This is a genomic window from Flavobacterium sp. DSR2-3-3, from assembly GCF_049896585.1.
Lineage (GTDB): Bacteria > Bacteroidota > Bacteroidia > Flavobacteriales > Flavobacteriaceae > Flavobacterium.
Genome location: NZ_JAFCUP010000008.1, coordinates 16,080 through 37,036 on the forward strand (window position 1 = coordinate 16,080; position 20,957 = coordinate 37,036).

Annotated in this window: 11 protein-coding genes; 8 read left to right on the top strand and 3 right to left on the bottom strand. The window is 36.0% G+C overall.

Annotated features, from left to right (window positions below; all coding sequences use genetic code 11):
* Positions 1-114: 114 nt before the first annotated feature.
* On the bottom strand, positions 115-2,712 hold the full coding sequence (mutS, locus tag ACP7AQ_RS11700) for a DNA mismatch repair protein MutS (RefSeq protein ID WP_426095644.1): 2,598 nt from the start codon (positions 2,710-2,712) through the stop codon (positions 115-117).
* A 199-nt stretch (positions 2,713-2,911) separates the two neighbouring features.
* Here mutS and ACP7AQ_RS11705 point away from each other — a divergent pair, with 199 nt between their 5' ends.
* The 3 genes from ACP7AQ_RS11705 (at position 2,912) to ACP7AQ_RS11715 (ending at position 6,166) form a co-directional block, all read left to right on the top strand.
* Entirely contained in the window at positions 2,912-3,361 is a 450-nt protein-coding gene (locus ACP7AQ_RS11705) for a DUF1573 domain-containing protein (protein ID WP_426095569.1), read from the top strand.
* Between the two features lie 69 nt (positions 3,362-3,430).
* On the top strand, positions 3,431-3,967 hold the full coding sequence (locus ACP7AQ_RS11710) for an RNA methyltransferase (protein ID WP_426095570.1): 537 nt from the start codon (positions 3,431-3,433) through the stop codon (positions 3,965-3,967).
* Between the two features lie 39 nt (positions 3,968-4,006).
* Entirely contained in the window at positions 4,007-6,166 is a 2,160-nt protein-coding gene (locus ACP7AQ_RS11715) for a T9SS type B sorting domain-containing protein (RefSeq protein WP_426095571.1), read from the top strand.
* Positions 6,167-6,184: 18 nt separating this feature from the next.
* Here the strand turns inward: ACP7AQ_RS11715 and folK are convergent, their stop codons facing one another.
* Positions 6,185-7,321: a 2-amino-4-hydroxy-6-hydroxymethyldihydropteridine diphosphokinase gene (folK, locus tag ACP7AQ_RS11720; protein WP_426095572.1), complete on the bottom strand. Its 1,137-nt coding sequence runs from the start codon at positions 7,319-7,321 to the stop codon at positions 6,185-6,187.
* Positions 7,322-7,459: 138 nt separating this feature from the next.
* Between folK and sppA the strand changes: the two genes are divergently transcribed.
* Both sppA and ACP7AQ_RS11730 read left to right on the top strand, forming a co-directional pair.
* Positions 7,460-9,220 (top strand): signal peptide peptidase SppA, encoded by a 1,761-nt coding sequence (gene sppA / locus ACP7AQ_RS11725; protein WP_426095573.1) that lies wholly within the window; start codon positions 7,460-7,462, stop codon positions 9,218-9,220.
* 194 nt (positions 9,221-9,414) lie between these two features.
* Positions 9,415-12,030 carry an AsmA-like C-terminal region-containing protein gene (locus tag ACP7AQ_RS11730; RefSeq protein ID WP_426095574.1) on the top strand — a complete coding sequence of 872 codons (2,616 nt, stop codon included), beginning with the start codon at positions 9,415-9,417 and terminating at the stop codon, positions 12,028-12,030.
* Positions 12,031-12,275: 245 nt separating this feature from the next.
* Here the strand turns inward: ACP7AQ_RS11730 and ACP7AQ_RS11735 are convergent, their stop codons facing one another.
* Positions 12,276-13,070, bottom strand: coding sequence for a DUF2797 domain-containing protein (locus ACP7AQ_RS11735; protein WP_426095575.1), 795 nt, complete (start codon positions 13,068-13,070; stop codon positions 12,276-12,278).
* 95 nt (positions 13,071-13,165) lie between these two features.
* On the opposite strand from ACP7AQ_RS11735, the gene ACP7AQ_RS11740 reads away from it, so the two are divergent.
* The 3 genes from ACP7AQ_RS11740 (at position 13,166) to ACP7AQ_RS11750 (ending at position 20,877) form a co-directional block, all read left to right on the top strand.
* Entirely contained in the window at positions 13,166-14,689 is a 1,524-nt protein-coding gene (locus ACP7AQ_RS11740) for a GH3 auxin-responsive promoter family protein (protein WP_426095576.1), read from the top strand.
* A 554-nt stretch (positions 14,690-15,243) separates the two neighbouring features.
* Positions 15,244-15,558: a hypothetical protein gene (locus ACP7AQ_RS11745; protein WP_426063036.1), complete on the top strand. Its 315-nt coding sequence runs from the start codon at positions 15,244-15,246 to the stop codon at positions 15,556-15,558.
* A gap of 582 nt (positions 15,559-16,140) precedes the next feature.
* Complete coding sequence (locus tag ACP7AQ_RS11750; protein WP_426095577.1) at positions 16,141-20,877, top strand: LamG-like jellyroll fold domain-containing protein; 4,737 nt, start codon at positions 16,141-16,143, stop codon at positions 20,875-20,877.
* The last annotated feature ends 80 nt before the right edge of the window (positions 20,878-20,957 follow it).

A 20,957-nucleotide genomic window follows, 5' to 3' on the forward strand; every position in this document is an offset into this window, starting at 1 on the left:
TTCTGTATTGCGGATGCAAATCTAGGACATTTATTGAATTATACAAGCCTTTTTACAAAAAAATCGCAGATTAAAGTTAATGTTCTGATAACCTCAACTTTAAAACAAAATAAACTATTTTCTGGTCAACATTCTTTTAATCTCATTCAATTTCATCAAAGCTTCCATAGGTGTAATGGTATTGATATCCAGATTTAAGATCTCTTCTTTGATTTCCTCCAATAAAGGATCATCAAGATTAAAGAAACTCATTTGCATTTGCTCCGCCTGTTCGCCTTTCAGGCTCGAGCCATCCTTTGCAGCTTTAATTCCGTTCAGCGCATCACTGGAATGGCTCTTTTCTAATTTTTTCAAAAGCTTTTGCGCTTTCAAAATGACGATTTGAGGCATTCCAGCCATTTTTGCCACATGTATTCCAAAACTATGGGCACTTCCTCCTTTTACCAATTTTCGAATAAAAAGCACCGTATCTTTCAATTCTTTGACAGCCACATTATAATTCTGAATTCTTGGTAGCGATTCACTCATTTCATTCAGCTCATGATAATGCGTTGCGAATAATGTTTTGGGTTTTGAAGGATGTTCATGTAAGAATTCCGCAATGGCCCAGGCGATTGAAATTCCGTCATACGTACTGGTCCCTCTACCAATTTCGTCTAACAGCACCAAACTCCTATCGGAAATATTGTTCAAGATCGAGGCCGTTTCATTCATTTCAACCATAAAAGTAGATTCTCCCATCGAAATATTATCACTGGCTCCCACTCTGGTAAATATTTTATCGACAATTCCCATTCTCACGCTATCAGCAGGAACAAAACTTCCCATTTGACACAAGAGCACAATTAATGCGGTTTGACGCAAAATAGCCGACTTTCCAGACATATTAGGCCCCGTAATCATAATCAACTGTTGCGTTTCACGATCCAAGAAAACATCATTGGCGATATAAGGCATGCCAACCGGCAATTGTTTTTCGATAACAGGATGTCTTCCGTTTTTGATTTCCAGTTCGAATGTTTCGTCGAGTTCTGGACAAACATATTTATTTTCGATCGCCAACTGGGTAAAAGAACACAAACAATCCAACTGGGCTATCAGATTAGCATTCATTTGAACGGGTTTAATATACGTCGCAATCCAATTGACTAATTGTTCGAATAACTCCACTTCTATTTTATGAATTTTCTCTTCGGCACCCAAAATTTTAGTTTCGTATTCTTTTAATTCCTCGGTGATATAACGTTCCGCATTGACTAAGGTTTGTTTTCGAATCCATTCAGTAGGAACTTTATCCTTGTGCATATTCCTAACTTCAATGTAATATCCAAAAACATTATTAAAGGAAATTTTCAATGAGGATATTCCCGTTAGTTGTGATTCTCGTTTCTCAATTCCTTCCAAGAATTCCTTCCCGGAAGTAGATATCGCTCGTAAATCATCTAATTCGGCATTGATTCCCTTGGCAATCGCATTCCCTTTGGCAATAGCCACAGGCGCATCTTGATTTAAAACCGTTTTTATTTTCTCCCGAAGCAATTCACAACTGTGCAAACTGTCTCCAATAACTTTTACTGCTTCTTGCGGACTTTCTAATGCCAAAGTTTTTATCGGAATAATAGCATCTAAAGATTCTTTTAGATAAACCACTTCGCGAGGCGATACTTTTCCAGCTGCAATTTTCGAAATTAAACGTTCCAAGTCAGAAATTTGCTTGATTTGATTTTGAATGTTTTTCAGAACGCTTTGGTTCTCTTTTAAATATGAAACCACTTGATGGCGGCTTTGTATTTTATGGCTGTCTTTTAACGGTAACGCGAGCCAACGTTTCAGCAAACGACCACCCATTGGCGAAAGCGTTTTATCAATCACATCCAGCAGCGTAACCGCGTTTGGATTGTAACTGTGATACAACTCCAGGTTGCGAATGGTAAAACGGTCCATCCAAACGTAAGCATCTTCTGCAATACGCTGAATCGCTGTGATATGTTGAACTTTATTGTGCTGTGTTTCGGACAAATAATACAAAATGGCTCCCGAGGCAATGATTCCTTCTTTCAATTCTTCGATTCCAAAGCCTTTCAACGAAATCGTCTGAAAATGCTTAGTTAAGGTTTCGAATGCATAATCTTCTTTATAAATCCAATCCTCCAGATAAAAACTGTGATAATCGTCTCCGAATATTTCCCGGAAATCACTCTTATTATTTTTTGGAATCAGAACTTCACTGGGATTAAAATTCTGCAGCAACTTATCAATATATTCGGCGTTTCCTTGCGCCGTTAAAAATTCTCCGGTGGAAACATCCAGAAAGGAAATTCCTATAGATTTATTGGCAAAATAAATGGAAGCTAAGAAATTATTAGTCTTCGACTGCAAAACCTCATCGTTCATGGAAACCCCTGGAGTTACCAGTTCTGTAACACCACGTTTTACGATAGTTTTAGTCATTTTTGGATCTTCAAGCTGATCACAAATTGCCACACGAAGACCTGCTTTGACTAATTTGGGCAAATACGTATTCAACGAGTGATGCGGAAAACCGGCAAGGGCAGTTTCTGTCTCAGAACCCGCTCCACGCTTGGTTAATACAATTCCTAATATTTTAGAAGCACGTACAGCATCTTCTCCAAATGTCTCATAAAAATCGCCTACACGAAACAACAAACAGGCATCAGGATACTTCCTTTTGATCTCATTGTATTGTTTCATTAACGGTGTCTCCCTAACTATTTTATCTTTAGATGCCAATGGTTTACTGTTTGAAAAATTAAAAATATTGGGCGAATTTATCGATTTTTAAATAAATATGTTACCACTTCAAAAAATTAAACTATTTTTTTAAGAAAAAATTAAGGCGTAGATTCTAATTTTTATATAGATTTGTAAATCTTTTTAAAATTAAACACACATGAAAAAAATAATTGCTCTAGCCATGCTAGTTGTTTTAGGAGTTACCACTTCTAATGCGCAGGAAACATCAAAAAAATTAAAAGCAACAAATAGTAAAGCCGCCACTGCTAAAGTAAATGGCGCTGGAATGGTTTTCGTTACAGAAACTATTGACTATGGTAATGTTGCATACAACTCTGACGGTCGTCGTGAATTTGTGTTCACGAACAACGGTAACAAGCCATTGATCATAACTAATGCTCAAGGTTCTTGTGGTTGTACTGTCCCGACGTATCCAAAAGAGCCAATTGCTCCAGGTGCAAAAGGTGTTATTGGAGTAAAATATGACACGTCAAGAGCGGGTCAGGCATTTACAAAAACAGTTACCTTGACAACTAATGCAGTTGTACCAAGTAAAACACTTACAATAAAAGGAAATGTTTTAGCTGCTGACGCATCAAAAAGCTAAATTATAACTAAATACACAAAAAAGCTTCCATTAACTTCGGAAGCTTTTTTTTTGAATAATTCACAAAGTATGAGAAAGCTTGAAAACAGCGAACTGGAACGAAAATCCATTGAAGCTTTTAAAAAATCTGAAAAAACACCACTTATTTTGGTATTAGATGATATTCGCAGTTTACATAATATTGGCTCCGTTTTTAGAACTGCAGATGCGTTTCTAATTGAAAAAATATATTTGTGTGGAATTACAGCCACACCTCCCAATAAGGAAATTCATAAAACAGCACTTGGCGCAACAGAAACAGTGACTTGGGAACATCAGAAAAATGTTCTTGAGGTTATCGAAAAATTAAAAGCGGAAAATATAATGACTCTGGCCATAGAACAAGTAGAAACTGCCGTTTTTCTTCAAAATTTTGAAGTTGAAAAAGGAAAGAAATATGCTTTAGTTTTTGGAAACGAAGTTTATGGTGTTTCGCAGGAAGCAGTTGCATTGTGTGATGGATGTATCGAAATTCCACAATTAGGCACCAAACATTCTTTAAATATTTCCGTAAGTGCAGGAATTGTGGTTTGGGATTTATTTCAAAAAATGAATTGGCCGAAATAAAAGATTTTAAAAAAAATAGGGACCACAATACCGTATCGTATGAGAAATAATTCTTTCTTGATAACAACAATAGCCTCTTTATTATTTGCACCAATGGCTACTTATTCTGCCATTCCCTTTTGTAAATGTGATAAAAACTGCTTTGTCACTCCACAAGAAATATTAAAATCATCTATTACAGCTAATGCTCCAAGAATCACCGCAACCGGCAATCAAAATTACTGCCCACAAACTGCACTAAAAATAGTGACAGACGTAAATATAACTGGTGCAAATGCCACTGACACCGGAACTGAAGAAATCTACATTCAAATTTCTTCAGGTTATGTTAATGGGCAGGACGAACTTAGATTAAACAATCTTGCACTCCACCCCAATATTGCCTCAGAATGGACTCCTCTTGAAGGAAAACTAAAATTATCCAATATAATTCCGGGAACTAAAGTACTATATACTGACTTTGTAAAAGCCATCAAAGATGTTGCTTTCAGTAATTCCTCGGCTACTCCATCTGGCACCAGAAACTTTTCAATCACTCTTGGACAAGCTAACTACTTACCCAGAAATGGTCATTATTATCAATATATTTCAAATCTAGGAATTAATTGGAATTCGGCAAAAGCAGCAGCTGAATCGAGTGTGTATTTTGGACTTCAAGGATATTTAGCAACAATCACCGCCGCTGATGAAGCACAATTAGCAGGAAAACAAGCTCCTGGTGCGGGATGGATTGGTGGTAGCGATACTGAAACAGAAGGTGTTTGGAAATGGGTAACGGGACCAGCAGTTGACAGAGTGACGTTTTGGAATGGAGCCATCGGTGGATCAAGTCCTACTTTTTCTTTTTGGAATATTGGAGAACCAAACAATAGCAACGGTATAGAACACTATGCTCACATAACTGCACCAGGTGTTGGAACACCGGGATCTTGGAATGATTTACAATTAAATGGCGATGCAAACGGAAATTATCAACCCAAAGGATATATTGTGGAATACGGCGGTATGCCGAATGACCCAACTCTTGAAATCTCAGCGAGCACCATTATAACAATTCCTCAAATAACATCAACAACTCCTGCGTCAAGATGTAACTCAGGGATTGTTACACTTCAAGCATCTGCCTTTGGCGGAACCGTAAATTGGTATGACGCGGCAAGCGGTGGGAACTTTTTATACACGGGCAACACTTACAATACCCCTTTTTTAAACACAACAGCAACCTATTATGTTGATGCCGGCTGCCCCACAAACAGAACTGCAGTTACAGCCACCATAAACAAAATTCCTACCATAACATCAACCAATGCGACAGTTTCAAGATGTGGAGCAGGAGCTGTAACACTTCAAGCAACCACTGATACCGGAAATATAAACTGGTATTCAAGTTTAACCGGCGGTGCAATTCTAGGAACTGGAACAAGTTTAGATGTTCCAAATAGTACTCAAAACACAACCTATTACGCAGAAGCCATAAATGACGGATGTACTAATGGAAATCGAATTGCTGTTGACATTATAATTTACGATCCTCCGGTGGTTACTGACCAAGAATTAATACTTTGTAAATCTGGCAGCTTAACTCTTGATGCAGTAATCCCTAACATGACTTATTCATGGTCCACCGGTGAAACCACAAAGACAATTCAGGTTACAACTCCCAACACTTATAACGTAAAAATAACAAATAGCGCCAACTGTAGCAGTACCAAAAAAATCACTGTAGCTGAACATGATACTCCGGAGATCGATAGAATTGACGTCAACGAAACTACCGTTGTAATTTATTTAAAAAACACAAAAGACTATTTTGAATTTTCTGTTGACGGAATCAATTATCAAAGTTCAAATGTATTTTTTAATGTAACGAGCGGTTTGCAAACAGCGTTTGCAAGAGAAATAAATTTATGCGGAATTGATAGTGCAGCATTTATTATACTGATAGCGCCAAAGTTTTTTACGCCAAACAACGATTCATATAATGACGTCTGGGAAATAAAAGGGTTGATAAATTATCCTGAGGCAGAAGTAACCATTTTTAATCGGTATGGTAACTTAATCACGAAATTAAACGCAGCTAAACCCTCTTGGGACGGAACTTTTAATAAGAACCTGTTACCCGCTTCGGATTATTGGTATGTGTTAAAAATTGATGCCGGAAGTCCTGAAAAAAGGGGTCATTTTTCCCTCAAAAGATAATTTATAAAACTTCAAATTCTAAAACTTAATCTTCTTTTGAATTTCATCTAAAATGTAAAGATAATCTTCTTGATTTTTTACAAAATCCCTATCAGAAACATCAATAATCAGAACATTCAAATCGGTTTGTGATTTAATATAATCCAAATAACCGCTATTGATTTTGTCCAAATATTCGGCTGGAATTTTTTGTTCGTAGCTTCTGCCGCGTTTCTTAATATTTTGTAGCAACCTTTCTGAATTTTGATACAAATAAATATACAAATCTGGTTTTGGCATTTCTCTATAAATAATATCAAACAAGTTGCGGTACAAACGATATTCGTCTTCGGCCAAAGTTATTTTGGCAAAAATCAACGACTTAAAAATATGGTAATCGGCAACCAGAAAGTCTTTGAACAAATCAAATTGCGCCAAATCATCTGATAATTGCTGGTATCGGTCGGCCAAAAATGACATTTCAAGTGGAAACGCATATCGATTTTGATCTTTGTAAAATTTGGGTAAAAATGGATTGTCGGCAAAACGTTCCAATACTGTTTTCGCATTAAAATCCTCGGAAATTTTTGTAGCCAACGTTGTTTTTCCCGCACCAATATTCCCTTCAAAAGCAACATAATTAAATTGCTCCAACGGAATACTCTGCAATGGATTTTCCAAATTCTGAACAATTGTACAAATACTTTCATCCGGCGACAACACCAATAATTCCGAAATATTTTTTTGAAGAATGGGATGTTTCCAATCTAAATTTAAATCCTGAATTGGTAGCAAAACAAAATTCCTATTTTGCATTAGAGGATGCGGAATTTGGAGTTTTTCGGAAGCAATAATTTCTGAATCGAAAGCAATTAAATCAATGTCAATCGTACGCGATTGGTATTCATGATTTTTATTTCGCAAGCGACCCAAACGCTTTTCGATTTTTAAAACTTGAGCCAGAATTTTATGTGCTGACGTAAATGTGTGTAAAACCAGCGCACAATTATAAAAAGCATCACTTTCAAAACCCCAAGCCGGAGACTCATATAATCTGGAAACTTTGATTACAGTGCCAATTTCTTGATGTATCAATTTTAAACAACCCTCGATGTTTTCCAAACGATTGCCTTGATTGCTTCCTATCGATAAAATGACCTGATGTTGTGATTTCATAATTGAGTGCAAATTAACTAAAAGAATTTTAGAATTAGCAATATATTTGCATCCTGTGTTGATAATTAAACTTGGAAATTCTAACCAATTGTTTGTAACATTTCTACGTTTTTTGCGACATATTAAAAAAATATAATTATGAAATTTTTAGGGAATGTATTAGCGACACTTGTAGGTATTTTTGTTTTTTTCATGTTATTCTTTTTTGGAGTCATCCTCATAGGAGCTATATTTGGAGGTGAATCTGAAGGTGTAACGGTAAAAAGCAATTCGGTTATTGAATTGGATTTGGAAGACATAAGAAATGATTATGCCGGAAAATATAAAGATCCGTGGATGACTATCTTTTCAGAAAACAAAAAAGTAGGTCTTTCAGACATTATTAATGCCATTGAAGAAGCCAAAACGGACAATGACATCAAAGGTATTTCTATATTAAATAATGCTTCGTCATTAGGAATGGCGCAAAGCAAAGCTTTAAGAGATGCGTTGGAGAGCTTTAAAAAATCTGGGAAATTCGTTATGGCTTATGCCAATTCGTATTCTCAGAAGGAATATTATCTAAATTCCGTTGCCAGTCCAATATATATAAATCCCGTTGGAGAAATGGATTTCAAGGGATTGTCCTCTGAAATTATGTTTTTTAAAGATTTTCAGGAAAAATCAGGATTGAAAATGGAAGTAATCCGTCATGGAAAATACAAAAGTGCCGTTGAGCCATTTTTAGAAAATAAAATGAGCGATGCCAACAGAGAACAAACTACCGCCTTGTTAAATTCAGTTTGGAGTTCCATCACCGCTGACATTTCCAAAAGCAGAAACATATCGGTAACTCAATTGAATGAAATTGCAAACGGACTTCTTGCCCGAACTCCAGAAATGGCAAAATCCCAAAAATTAGTTGACATAATTGCTTATGAAGACGTGTATCATAACGCGATAAAAAAAGCGCTTAAAGTAGGCAATGACGAAGATTACAATAAAGTAGCTATTGTAGATTATGCTCAAAAAGTAGGTACTACATCGCAAAATTTCGACAGTAAAGACGAAATTGCCATTATTTATGCTCAAGGAGAAATTCTGGGAGGCGAAGGTGATGTAAACGTTATTGGAGAAGGTTCTATGCGACGCTCGTTGCAAGAAGCCAGAAAAAACAAAGATATAAAAGCGATTGTACTTCGCATTGACAGTCCGGGTGGAAGCGCTTTGACCTCTGATTTGATTTGGAGAGAAATTGAACTGACTAAAAAAGTAAAACCCGTAGTAGTTTCTATGGGGAATTATGCGGCTTCGGGCGGATACTACATCGCTTGTAATGCCAACACTATTTTTGCCGAAGAAAATACAATAACCGGTTCTATTGGTGTTTTTGGAATATTACCAAACTTTACACCATTGGCTACTAAAATAGGAATCTACACCGAACAAGTTAAAACACATGAAAATTCCGCTAATTATAGTCCATTTGTGCCAATCGATGAGAAATTTAAGGCCGTTACATTAGAAGGTGTGGAGCACATTTACAAAACTTTTGTGACACATGTAGCTCAAGGTCGAAAAATGACATTTGCACAGGTGGATGCTATTGCTCAAGGCAGAGTTTGGACTGGTGCAGAAGCATTAAAAATTGGACTTGTAGATAAAATTGGAGGTTTAGATGATGCGATTGCAAAAGCAGCTTCTTTGGCAAAAGTAAAAAGTTACAACACTCAAAATTATCCAGAATATGAAAAGAATTTTGATGATCTTTTAGCTAATCTTCCTTTTGTAAAATCGAAAGCTGATTTCATAAAAGAAGAAATTGGGGAAGAAAATTATCGTATTATGCAGGAAATAAAAAAACTGCAAGCACGAAAAGGAATCCAAGCCATTATGCCGTTTAAAATTAATATCAATTAATTTTTAAAAATACCTGATGAAAATCCGTTTAAATGATCATTTGAACGGATTTTTTTTTAAATCAAAAATGCACATTAAAAGCAGACATACCGCTACTAACGCAATAAATACTTTTTTATTAATCATAAACCACTATTTTTATCGAGAGCGGGCATTATTTTTGCTGAATTTATAAATCTAAAGAGAATCAAATTATGCTAAAAACAATTTTAAAAATTATTGTAGTCCTAATTATCCTATTCTTTATAGCATTATTTGCTATTCCTTACTTTTTTGAAGATCAGATAAAAGCTAAAATTGCCGAAGCTATCAATGAAAAAGTGGATGCAAAAGTTACTTTTTCGGATGTGGATTTAAGTTTAATTAAAAGTTTTCCCAGTGCGAATGTTTCGCTGGATCAATTAGTAATTATAAACAAAGCACCTTTTGAAGGAGATACTTTAGTTTCATTAGGCGAAGTGGATCTAAAAATGTCCATCAAAGAATTATTTAAAGGCAAAGAGGAAGCCATCAATATTGATGGAATTACTTCAAAAAATGGATTAATCAATATCATTTTCAATAAAGATGGAATCGGAAATTACGACATCGCAAAAAAAAATAAAGAAAATGAAAAGGGCGGCAAAAGCGAATCTTTATCATTGAAGATTGAGAATTACAACATTGAGAATTATAAGTTTCGCTACTTTGACGAAAAATCTAAAATCAAAATGGTTATTGACAGCATTAATCATGAAGGCATAGGAGATTTTGCAGCACAAAAACTGGATTTAGTTACCAAGTCAACTGCTAAAATTACGTTGGACATCGACAAAGTCAATTACATGAAAGATATTGCCTTGACGCTGGACGCAGTTCTAGGAATTGATTTAGAAAAAAGTAAATACACCTTCAAAGAAAACAAGGCATTAATCAATCAATTGCCGTTGGAATTTGATGGATTTATTCAAATGGTCGAGGCCGGTCAAGAATATGATTTGAAATTTAAAACTCCAACTTCTTCCTTCAAGAATTTCTTGGGAATTATCCCTGCAGCGTATGCCGCGAGTTTGCATAACGTGAAAACAACCGGAGATTTTACTGTGATGGGTTTTGCAAAAGGCTTTTACACAGATACAACGGTGCCAAAATTTAATGTTCAAATCACATCAAATAACGCTTCCTTTAAGTATCCTAACTTACCAAAAACAGTTCAAAATATAATTATTGACACTAAAATCATCAACGAAACAGGAATTCTAAATGACACGTATGTCAATTTGGATAAGCTCTCTTTCAAAATTGACCAAGATGTTTTCAATGCTAAAGCCAACATCCGCAACATAACACAAAATGCAATTGTTGATGCCACTTTAAAAGGAACTATCAATTTAGCCAGTCTTTCCAAGGCCTATCCTATAAAGTTATACAAACCATTGTCGGGGATTTTAAATGCTAATGTCACTACTAAATTTGATATGGAGTCGGTGGAAAAAAGCCAATATCAAAATATCAACAATGCAGGAACGATGAGTTTGTCTGGTTTCAACTACATGGATGAAAACGGAAAAACAATGAATATCAGCAATGCGCTGGTTCAATTTAATCCCAATCAGGTCAATTTGAAAGAGTTGAACGCAACCACAGGAAAAAGTGACATTAGTGTAACGGGAGTTTTAGAGAATTTTTACGGTTTTATATTTAGAAACCAAGAATTGAAGGGAAACTTCAACATGAATTCTAAACAATTAGCCGTTGATGATTTTATGACAACTGGTGAAACTACTAAAGCTGGGACTAAAACAGCAACTAAAAAAGCAGACGCAATGAAGATTCCTGCTTTTTTAAATTGTACGCTTACCGCAAAAGCAACTACGGTTCTGTATGATAATCTGACTCTGAAGGATGTTTCGGGAAAACTGATCGTGAAAGACGAAAAAGTGACTTTAGAAAATGTAAAAACATCGATTTTTGGAGGTACAATTGGCGTAAATGGTGCTGTTTCCACAAAAGGAAAAACGCCGGTATTCAATATGGATTTAAAACTAAATCAAGTCGATATTGCACAATCGTTCACCCAATTAAATATGCTGAAAAAAATTGCACCAATCGCCGGAATAATCAATGGAAAATTAAATTCAAGCATCAAATTGAATGGAAATCTGGATGCAACAGAATTAACTCCAGACTTGGCAACGCTAACCGGAGATTTATTAGGGCAACTGCTTTCAACGACAGTAAATTCGAGCAATTCGACTTTGTTGACCGCTTTAGGTGCTAACTTGAAATTTATTGACGTAAGTAAAATCAATTTGAATGATTTGAAAGCGGCAATCACGTTCAAAGATGGAAAAGTAAATGTAAAACCATTTGATATCAAGTACAAAGACATTAAAGCGACTATTGGAGGAACGCATGGTTTTGACCAAAGCATGAATTACAACCTAAAATTTGATGTTCCCGCTAAATATTTGGGTTCAGAGGCGAATGCTTTAATAGCAAAATTATCGGCTGCCGATGCTGCAAAATTAGAAAGCTTTCCGATAAATGCTGTGTTAGTGGGTAATTTTACAAATCCAAAAATTACAACCGACATCAATAGTGCGGTGACTAAATTGACTACTCAATTAGTAAACCAACAAAAAGACAGACTAGTAAAACAAGGAACGTCGGCTTTGACGGATTATATTAATAAAAACAAAAAACCTGGAGATACGACAAAAACGGCTACTCCCGCAACAAAAGAAGAGGTAAAAGCTAAGGCTACAGAATTATTAAATGGATTGTTTAACAAGAAAAGAAAAGCGGCCGATACGATAAAAGTAAACTAAAGCAACTTTACAAAATATAATAAAGAGGAATTTTACGTAATATAATTCCTCTTTATTTTGGCCAGCAACATTTGTTTCTGGTTTGTGATTATGTCAGCATGATGTTGTTGTGTAGCTGTACGTGCGTTAAGGATGGTAGCGGCATCCTTTTATGAGGCGCAGCGGAGTAAAAGATACAGCGGACAGCCTGACCTTTTTTTTAAAATTTTTATTTTAAAAAAAGGGTACGCCCAAAATTGTATTACTTAAACCGCAATTGTAACCCTATACCCTTCTGAACCACGAATATTAAAAACCGTTCCATCTTCAAAAAGCAAATATTGCCCTTTTACTCCGGTAAGTTTTCCTTGAAACTGAGGTGTTTTATCCAAGCTCAAACTGTTTACTTTAATTGGATACTGCATTACAGGATAATGCATCGTATATAAATCATTCTTTTGCGAATAGAAATACTCCTGAACTTCAGTCGGAATAAGATTTTCAACCTTTAATCGTTCCGCGATTAAGTCAATTTGTTCGACATTATTCGTCAGCATTTTTCTCCAATTGGTTTTATCGGCATAATGATTTTTCAGCGCCACTTCTGTAATTCCTGCTAAGTATCGATTGGGAACTTCCACAATCGAAATCGCTTGAGTTGCGCCCTGATCAATCCAACGCGTTGGCATTTGTGTTGTTCTGGTCACTCCTACTTTGACTTCGCTCGACAAAGCCAAATAGACGATATGCGGTTGCAATTGTACTTTTTCTTCATAAGCCAAATCACGATCCTGAATCCCAAGATGCGCTGTGCTTAACTCTGGTTTCATAATCCAATTACCTACAGCTGGACTGGAATAGAAGCAATCATAACAAAATCCCTGACGAAATATTTTTTTCTTCTTGCCACAATTCAAACATTGGAACCCCACAAAATTGATTTCCAGTTCTTTATTCAACAACTGATTCACATTCAAAAAACTATTGTCAAAAACCAAGTAATATTGAATTGGGTTTCCAAATTCGGTTTGCATTTTTTTAAGTACACCTTCGTAAGTCATTCTATCTAAAGTTTCAAGTTTAACACATTTAGTTAAACAAATTTTGTTATTTTTGGTAAAGTTATAATTCGTAATTCATAATTCATAATTTAAAAATGCCGCTAACCATAATCAATTCGTTTGCCTCTTGGGTTTTAAAACAAAGAGTCCATCAGATCGAACTCTTCCTAAAATATCCAAATGAAGTTCAGGAAGAATTGCTTATGAATTTAATTCAGTCATCCAAAAATACTGCTCTGGGCAAAGAATATGAATATGCCTCGATACATTCCTACGCTACTTTTGCTGAAAGAATTCCTATTTGTAGCTACGAAGAATTCCAGCCACTGATTGAAAGAACCCGTAAAGGAGAACAAAATGTTTTTTGGGAAACACCTATAAAATGGTTCGCCAAATCAAGCGGAACTACCAATGCCAAAAGTAAATTTATTCCGGTAAGCAACGAAGCCCTGGAAGATTGTCATTATAAAGGGAGTAAAGATTTACTGTGTTTGTATCTGAATAACAATGAAGATTCAGAACTGTTTCTTGGAAAAAGTCTGCGTCTAGGCGGAAGCTCGCAAATCTATGAAGACAACAACACGTTCTTTGGCGATTTATCAGCAATATTAATCGAAAACATGCCCATTTGGGCGGAGTTCAGTAGTACGCCAAGCAACAAGATTTCCCTAATGAGCGAATGGGAAACCAAAATTGCTGCGATAATAAACGAAACCAAAAACGAAAATGTAACCAGTTTTGCCGGAGTTCCTTCCTGGATGTTGGTTTTAATGAATAAAATGCTGGAAGAAACCGGAAAGGGAAATTTGTTTGAACTTTGGCCTAATTTAGAAGTGTACTTCCACGGCGGCGTAAATTTTGAACCGTACCGAGAGCAATACAAAAAAATACTTCCGAAAAAGGAGTTTCAATATTACGAAATATACAATGCTTCTGAAGGCTTTTTTGCCATTCAGGATCTAAATAATTCCAGTGATTTACTGTTGATGCTGGATTATGGAATTTTCTATGAATTTATTCCGATGGATACTTTTGGAACACCAAATCAAAAAGTAATTCGACTCGCAGATGTGGAACTTTTCAAAAATTATGCTTTGGTAATTACTACCAATTCAGGTTTGTGGCGTTATTTGATAGGCGATACTGTTCGGTTTACGTCATTGAATCCATATCGAATTCGGGTTACAGGAAGAACCAAGCATCACATTAATGTTTTTGGTGAAGAATTAATGGTCGAAAATACCGATCAGGCTATAGCCAACGCATGTAAAATGACCCAAACAGAAGTGGTCGATTATACGGTTGCGCCTATATTTATGGAAGGCAAAGAAAAAGGCGCCCATGAATGGATGATTGAATTTAAAGATAATCCGACTGACGTATCGCAATTCCAGAAAGCATTAGATGAATCTATACAATCTCTAAATTCAGATTACGAAGCGAAACGCTACAACAACATGACATTAAATCCGTTGATAATCAATGTAGCACGAAAAAATTTGTTTTACGATTGGTTAAAATGCAAAGACAAATTGGGTGGGCAACACAAAATTCCGAGACTATCAAACCAAAGAGATTATCTGGAACAATTAAAAAACATGCAATTTCAAACTGTATAAAAGTTGTGATATAAAATACTTTAGGAATATTACAACAATCGTGACGTAAAGTTATTGTTCAATTTACAAAATGCATTATTGCGTTGGGTTAATTTGTAAATACCTAACAATATGACATTTATGCTTAAAAACCGGTACAGGTCTTTATAATTTATTGAATAAGTCCTAAAAAAAAAGTTAAAAATCTAAAAATATTTGTAAGTATTATATGTGTAATTGAATATGCCTTGTTCTAGAAATAACACAATTTAACGATAAGAACAACCTGCTATTAGTTAACGACCATCCCATTCCATCCCATTACTAATGATGGGTATGTAAATATCCTTACGAACCATAATTATCATCATACACCCATTGATGTTATTACAGCTTATTCCTGCGAAGAAGCCTATTTAAAAATCACAAAAAATGTATTAATAGCAAAAAACATTGGACCTTGCTTTTTTAGATATTAGTTTACCTTCTTACCAATCTAAAAATCTTTATACCAGCAATGATTTAGCTAAACTAATTAAAATTTATTTTTCCGCTTGCAAAACAATTGTACTACCGTGCACAGAGAAACTACTGCTAATACTCGTGCAGTACAAGAAATTAATCCAGAAAAATTCATTTTAAAAAATGAAATCAACGCAAAGGGGTTGATACCTGCCTACCAATCTGTTATGATGGGAGCCATCTTTTACAGTGTTACAATAATTGTATTTCAAAGGATATCTTCAAAAATATTGGATTTTGAAACCTTGGATCATCAAATTGTAGCGCTACTAGCTCAAAAAATAAAAAGCAAGAAGCTGCCAAACCACCTTGCTCTTTCCTTCGGTGTTACAGAGAAAAAAAAACGCATATTAAAAAATATCCTTTAATGATTACGATGGAGATAAAGAAATAGTCGTAGCAGTTAAAAAAAATAGGGATACTTTAAGTTTTATCATAAAATTAATACTTTTTTAGTACAAAAACCGTAAAATTTTAATGTTACGATTTATTGATTTTGCTTTTCAACACACATATAAATAATTTAAGTTAATTTAAGACAGTTATTAAAAGCCCCGGTAAATGCGACAATAGTCATCTGCAACAAGTGATAAGCTGATGAATCATTACGATTTTAGAAGGTAAAATGGTAAGGAGAAGTTTAAATATCCAAGCAAAAAAAATCTAATATACTTCACAACTTTCAATAAAATGGATTTACATCTGCAAAAAAGCATTTAGTTCAATTTTTATAAAATAAAACTTACATATTAAGTCGATAATTGTATTTTATCGATGTAAAACGCTTTTAATCGGGTAAAGAATTCTTGTTAAAATAATATATATATATTTGATAACAAATAGATTACAAATTAATATCATTTTAAATTAACTGCTCCATTAACCTACAGATGACAGTTGATTTTTATCAAATATTTATAATTAGTTATTCATAATATTGCCCAAATCATATGAAAAAAACTACTCTCTTTACTAAGAAGTACACTCTTAGTTTGTTTATATTTCTGTCATCTTTTATCGCGACTTCACAGACCCAATCCAGAACTTTTACAAGCACTGGCACTTTCACGGTACCCTCTGGTGTCAGCAAAGTAACGGTCCAACTTTGGGGTGGGGGTGGCGCTGGTGGTGGATGTACAAATATCAATTTTGCTACCGGAGGCGGAGGCGGAGGCGGAAATTACAACAAAATTGTTGACGTAAATGTTACTGCTTTGGCCGTAATTAATGTTACTGTTGGACCCGGTGGAACTGGGGTATTCGGTGCTAATGGAAATGCAGGAGGCGATTCATTATTTGGCTCAACAGCAGCAGTAACAGCAAGAGGTGGAAATGGCGGAAATGTTAATGCAGGTAGCAGCCCCATTAATGGTTCGGGAGCAGCAACAACATCCGTGTCCCACACCTATATAGGAGGTGCGGGAGGTACCGGGAATGCAACAACAACTGTTGTTGGAACGAGCGGCGGCGGCGGCGGCGGTGCGGGGTACAGAAGCGTTGGATTAAATAGTATAGGAGGAACAGCAGGGACAGGAGGAAATTATGGTGGAGGAAATGGTGCTTCAGGAAGAAATTCAAATACAGGTGGAAACGGTAATGCGGCAACGGCACTCAGTGGCGGCGGCGGCGGCGGTCAAAATGGTAATTCTGGTAGTACCATTAGAACAGGTGGCAACGGATTTCGAGGCCAAGTAACTGTAACGTGGGTCGCTGATGCATTTTTTGACAGTGACGGTGATGGTTTTCGTGATAATGTTGATATTGATGACGATAATGATGGTATTTTAGACACAACAGAATGCCCTGACTTCGTAAAGCCTAGGTTATTAAATGCCGATTTTGAAGATAGAGATATTACAAAATCGCCTGCATTAGATACCTTTGGCAGTCCTGGCACTACAGATCAAACTCAAACAAAAGGGGTCTGGAGAGGAGATGCAAGTAACATCCCTGATTGGCAAAGTGCCGCCCCTAACAATCAATTGGAGATATGGCATAAATCACAAGAGGCGACAAATGATGTAGGAGGCACGGCTTTTTCAGGAATTCAGTGGGCTGAGATAAATGCCTTAGGTAATGAAGGTTTTTATCAAGATATTGTTACCACGCCTGGAGACATATTACAGTGGTCTTTTGCCCATCGGAAACGATCAGGCTACGCCGGAAGCGCTGTTGAAGATGTAATGCAATTATTAATTGGGCCAGCTGGACCACCTAAATCAATTATCAATTTAATAAGTCAAGGAGATTTTGTTTCTGCAGCAAATGCTTCCTGGACAGAATATACTGGGAGATATCTTGTACCTAGTGGACAAACACTAACCCGTTTAACTTTTACGGTGCTCGGAACGGCTTCTGGTAGTAACGGCACTGGGAATTTTATGGATAAGGTTCAGCTATTTGTTGTTCCTATTTGTGGGGATACTGATGGTGATTCGATACCTAATTATTTTGATCTAGACAGTGATAATGATGGGATACCTGATGTTATTGAAGCTGGGCTTGGAAATTTAAGTAATGGTAAAGGAAAAATAGATGTCTCTTGGGTTGATGCAAACGGAGACGGATTACATGATAGCGCAGCCCCATCAGCTGCCTTACTCCCATTAAACTCGGACGGAGATACGGTTGCAAATTATTTAGATTTAGACAGTGATAATGACAGCCTTTTTGATGTGGATGAATCAGGAGCAGGCAATAGCAGTATTGGTGCTGTCACAGGTTATGTTAATGGGGATGGGGACATAAAAGGAGACGGACGGGGAGAGGGCGTGGATTCAGAAAAAATTAGAAATAAAGACAATAATGGGGATGGAATTTACGAAGGTTTTGGAGACGGTATATTAGACATTTTTGATTACTCGACCGGAGTATATGGAAATTTAAATCAAGGAACTGCAAACCTAACTTATCCTGCAGCTACCTATCTAAAAGACTCCGATGGAAATGGAATACCTGATTATCTTGATTTAAAAGCCAATGGAACTATTTGGGATATTACCAGCAATAAATTAATCTATTTACCAAAAGATATAGACACCAATAATGACGGTATCATTGGTGCTGCGGGCTACAACACCGATATTGACAACGATGGCATTTTAGATGCTTTTGATACTAATACTTCCTATTTTGGTTCTCCAAGAGATTTAGAACGCAAATTATTTATTGAATTCGATGGAAGAAATGATTACGGTCAGGATATATCTGTGATTAACGGATTGCCCAATGCTACCCTGATGGCTTGGATCAACCTCAATAGTCTTTATTCTGCAGAAGGCATCATTGTTGGGCAGGATAAGTTCCAATTAAAAGTAAACGGTACAAAGACATTACAAGCAGTTACTGGTGCCACAACAATTGCTGCACCAATTGCACTTAATACTATGCAGTGGATTCACGTAGCCGTCGTTTATGATAGCAGCAATAGTTTACTAAAACTCTATGTAAACGGAACAATGATAAATAGCGCTGCAATATCAGGTGCCTTACCAGCGGACAATTCGCTTTTAACAATTGGAAAAAACCCGTCAGCAAACGACAGATTCTTTAAAGGAAGCATCGATGAAATTCGTGTTTTCGACACTGCCTTAACTGATTCCCAATTACAGAAAATGGTATATCAGGAAATTAAGGCTAACGTTGGACAAATTAGGGGTGAAATTATCCCAAAAGACATCACTGGACTACCTTGGGCAAATTTGAAACGCTATTACAAAATGGACAACTTCAAGGACAATGTAATCGATAATCATACAACAGCAGCAATCGACGTGACAACCGGAGCTAAAATTTATAATGTGAAAAACCTAAAAATACAACAAGCACCAATGCCATTTATAACCCAGCAAACAGGAGATGTTGCTACCGCTGTTGGTTCTACACTGGATCAAATTAGAGGTCAGGATGCAGTTGACAGTCGATTTTCCATTATCGTTGTTAAACATGATGTAAACACCACCTCCGATCTAACTAATTTAGGAATGATTGTCAATGCCGATAAAAAGATAACAATTGGCAATGACTTCAAATTGCAAAACGACTGGTACTTGAAATTGGATGGTAAAATAGATTTACAGGGCAAATCACAATTGTTACAAACTATTGAAAGCGATCTGGAAACAACCATTACCGGATCAATTGAAAGAGACCAGCAAGGTCAGTCTAACAAATACAATTTTAACTACTGGAGTTCTCCGGTAAGCCCTATTAACCAAGCAACGATCAACAACAACTACACTGTTAATGGTGTTATGAAAGACGGTTTTAATACTATACCAAGAAATATTAACTGGGTTTCCGGATACGATGGTGCGTCCGGAAACGCAGGGACACCGATAAGTTTAGCTCGATATTGGTTATATAAATTTGAATCTAATACTGAAGCCTATGCTAATTGGATACAAATAACAGAGACCACTCCACTCCGAGCTGGTCAAGGATACACCCTAAAAGGAAGTGGAGCGGTCACAAACTTTACATTTGTCGGAAAACCTAACAATGGATTGGTGGATTCAAATACCATCAGCGCGGACCAATTATTACTTGTGGGAAACCCATATCCATCCGCTATTGATGCTAGAAAATTTATAAGTGATAATATAAATTCTGTTGATCGATTACAAGATGTTGGTGTAGATGGGACTTTATATTTTTGGGAACATTCATCAGACAATAATTCACATGTTTTATCCAATTATCTCGGGGGTTTTGCCGTACTAAATTTATCAGGAGGGGTCGCAGCGGTTGCACCCAGTGGAATTAGCGGTAAAGGATTGAGTACGAAAATACCAAAATGGTATATCCCTGTTGGGCAAGGGTTCTTTGTATATGGAAAAACTGACTCAGGTTTAAATAATAAGGTTGTTTTTAATAACGGACAAAGAATATTCGCAAAAGAAGATAATCCTGAAAGCAATACCCTATTTAAAATTAACCCCAATGTTAAAAACAGCAAAAAGTTAACAGAAAATGAAAGTGATCCAACAATTAATGATACTTTTAAAAGAATTCGATTGGGATTTGATTCCAATAATAATTACCATCGACAGGTTTTATTAGCTTTCATGGATGATAAAGCCACAAGTGGAATCGATGATGGCTATGACGGCTATATCAACGATGATTTTCCAAACGACATGTATTTATTGAATAGAGAAGAACAATTGGTAATTGAAGGAGAAGGTTTTTTTGATGCAAATGCCTCCTACCCTATTGGTGTAAAAACAGATACTGTAGGAAAAGTAAAGTTCATGATTGATAGTTCAGAAAACTTTGATAAGGAACAGGCTTTTTATATTTATGATGACATGACCGGTCTATACCACAATATCCGCAACGAAGCATTTGAAACAAACCTTACAAAAGGAGAAAACAAAACCCGTTTTTCATTACGATTTACAGATAAAACCTTACGTATAGCTGACAACACCATTAATAATAATGACATTACCGCCTATTTAAAAAACTCAAACACCTTGTTAATCAACAATAACATATTAGACGCAATGGTTAAAGAAGTTTCATTATTTAACACAATTGGCCAATCAATCACTAGTTGGAAGATTGAAAATCAAGAACAACACAACATTCAGCTCCCCATTAAAAAAATAAGTGCCGGTGTATACATTGCAAAAATCCAAACCACTAAAGGAAATTTTAGTAAAAAAATTATTATACATAACTAAAGAAATAAAATAAAAAAAGTAAAAACTGTATGAGAAGGCAACACGTTTGGATATAGATCAACCGGATCTTGATTTGCCGG

Coding starts and splice junctions, on each gene's coding strand:
- mutS (WP_426095644.1), bottom strand. CDS start 2,712: ATGAAACAATACAATGAGATCAAAAGGAAGTATCCTGATGCCTGTTTG.
- ACP7AQ_RS11705 (WP_426095569.1), top strand. CDS start 2,912: ATGAAAAAAATAATTGCTCTAGCCATGCTAGTTGTTTTAGGAGTTACC.
- ACP7AQ_RS11710 (WP_426095570.1), top strand. CDS start 3,431: ATGAGAAAGCTTGAAAACAGCGAACTGGAACGAAAATCCATTGAAGCT.
- ACP7AQ_RS11715 (WP_426095571.1), top strand. CDS start 4,007: ATGAGAAATAATTCTTTCTTGATAACAACAATAGCCTCTTTATTATTT.
- folK (WP_426095572.1), bottom strand. CDS start 7,321: ATGAAATCACAACATCAGGTCATTTTATCGATAGGAAGCAATCAAGGC.
- sppA (WP_426095573.1), top strand. CDS start 7,460: ATGAAATTTTTAGGGAATGTATTAGCGACACTTGTAGGTATTTTTGTT.
- ACP7AQ_RS11730 (WP_426095574.1), top strand. CDS start 9,415: ATGCTAAAAACAATTTTAAAAATTATTGTAGTCCTAATTATCCTATTC.
- ACP7AQ_RS11735 (WP_426095575.1), bottom strand. CDS start 13,070: ATGACTTACGAAGGTGTACTTAAAAAAATGCAAACCGAATTTGGAAAC.
- ACP7AQ_RS11740 (WP_426095576.1), top strand. CDS start 13,166: ATGCCGCTAACCATAATCAATTCGTTTGCCTCTTGGGTTTTAAAACAA.
- ACP7AQ_RS11750 (WP_426095577.1), top strand. CDS start 16,141: ATGAAAAAAACTACTCTCTTTACTAAGAAGTACACTCTTAGTTTGTTT.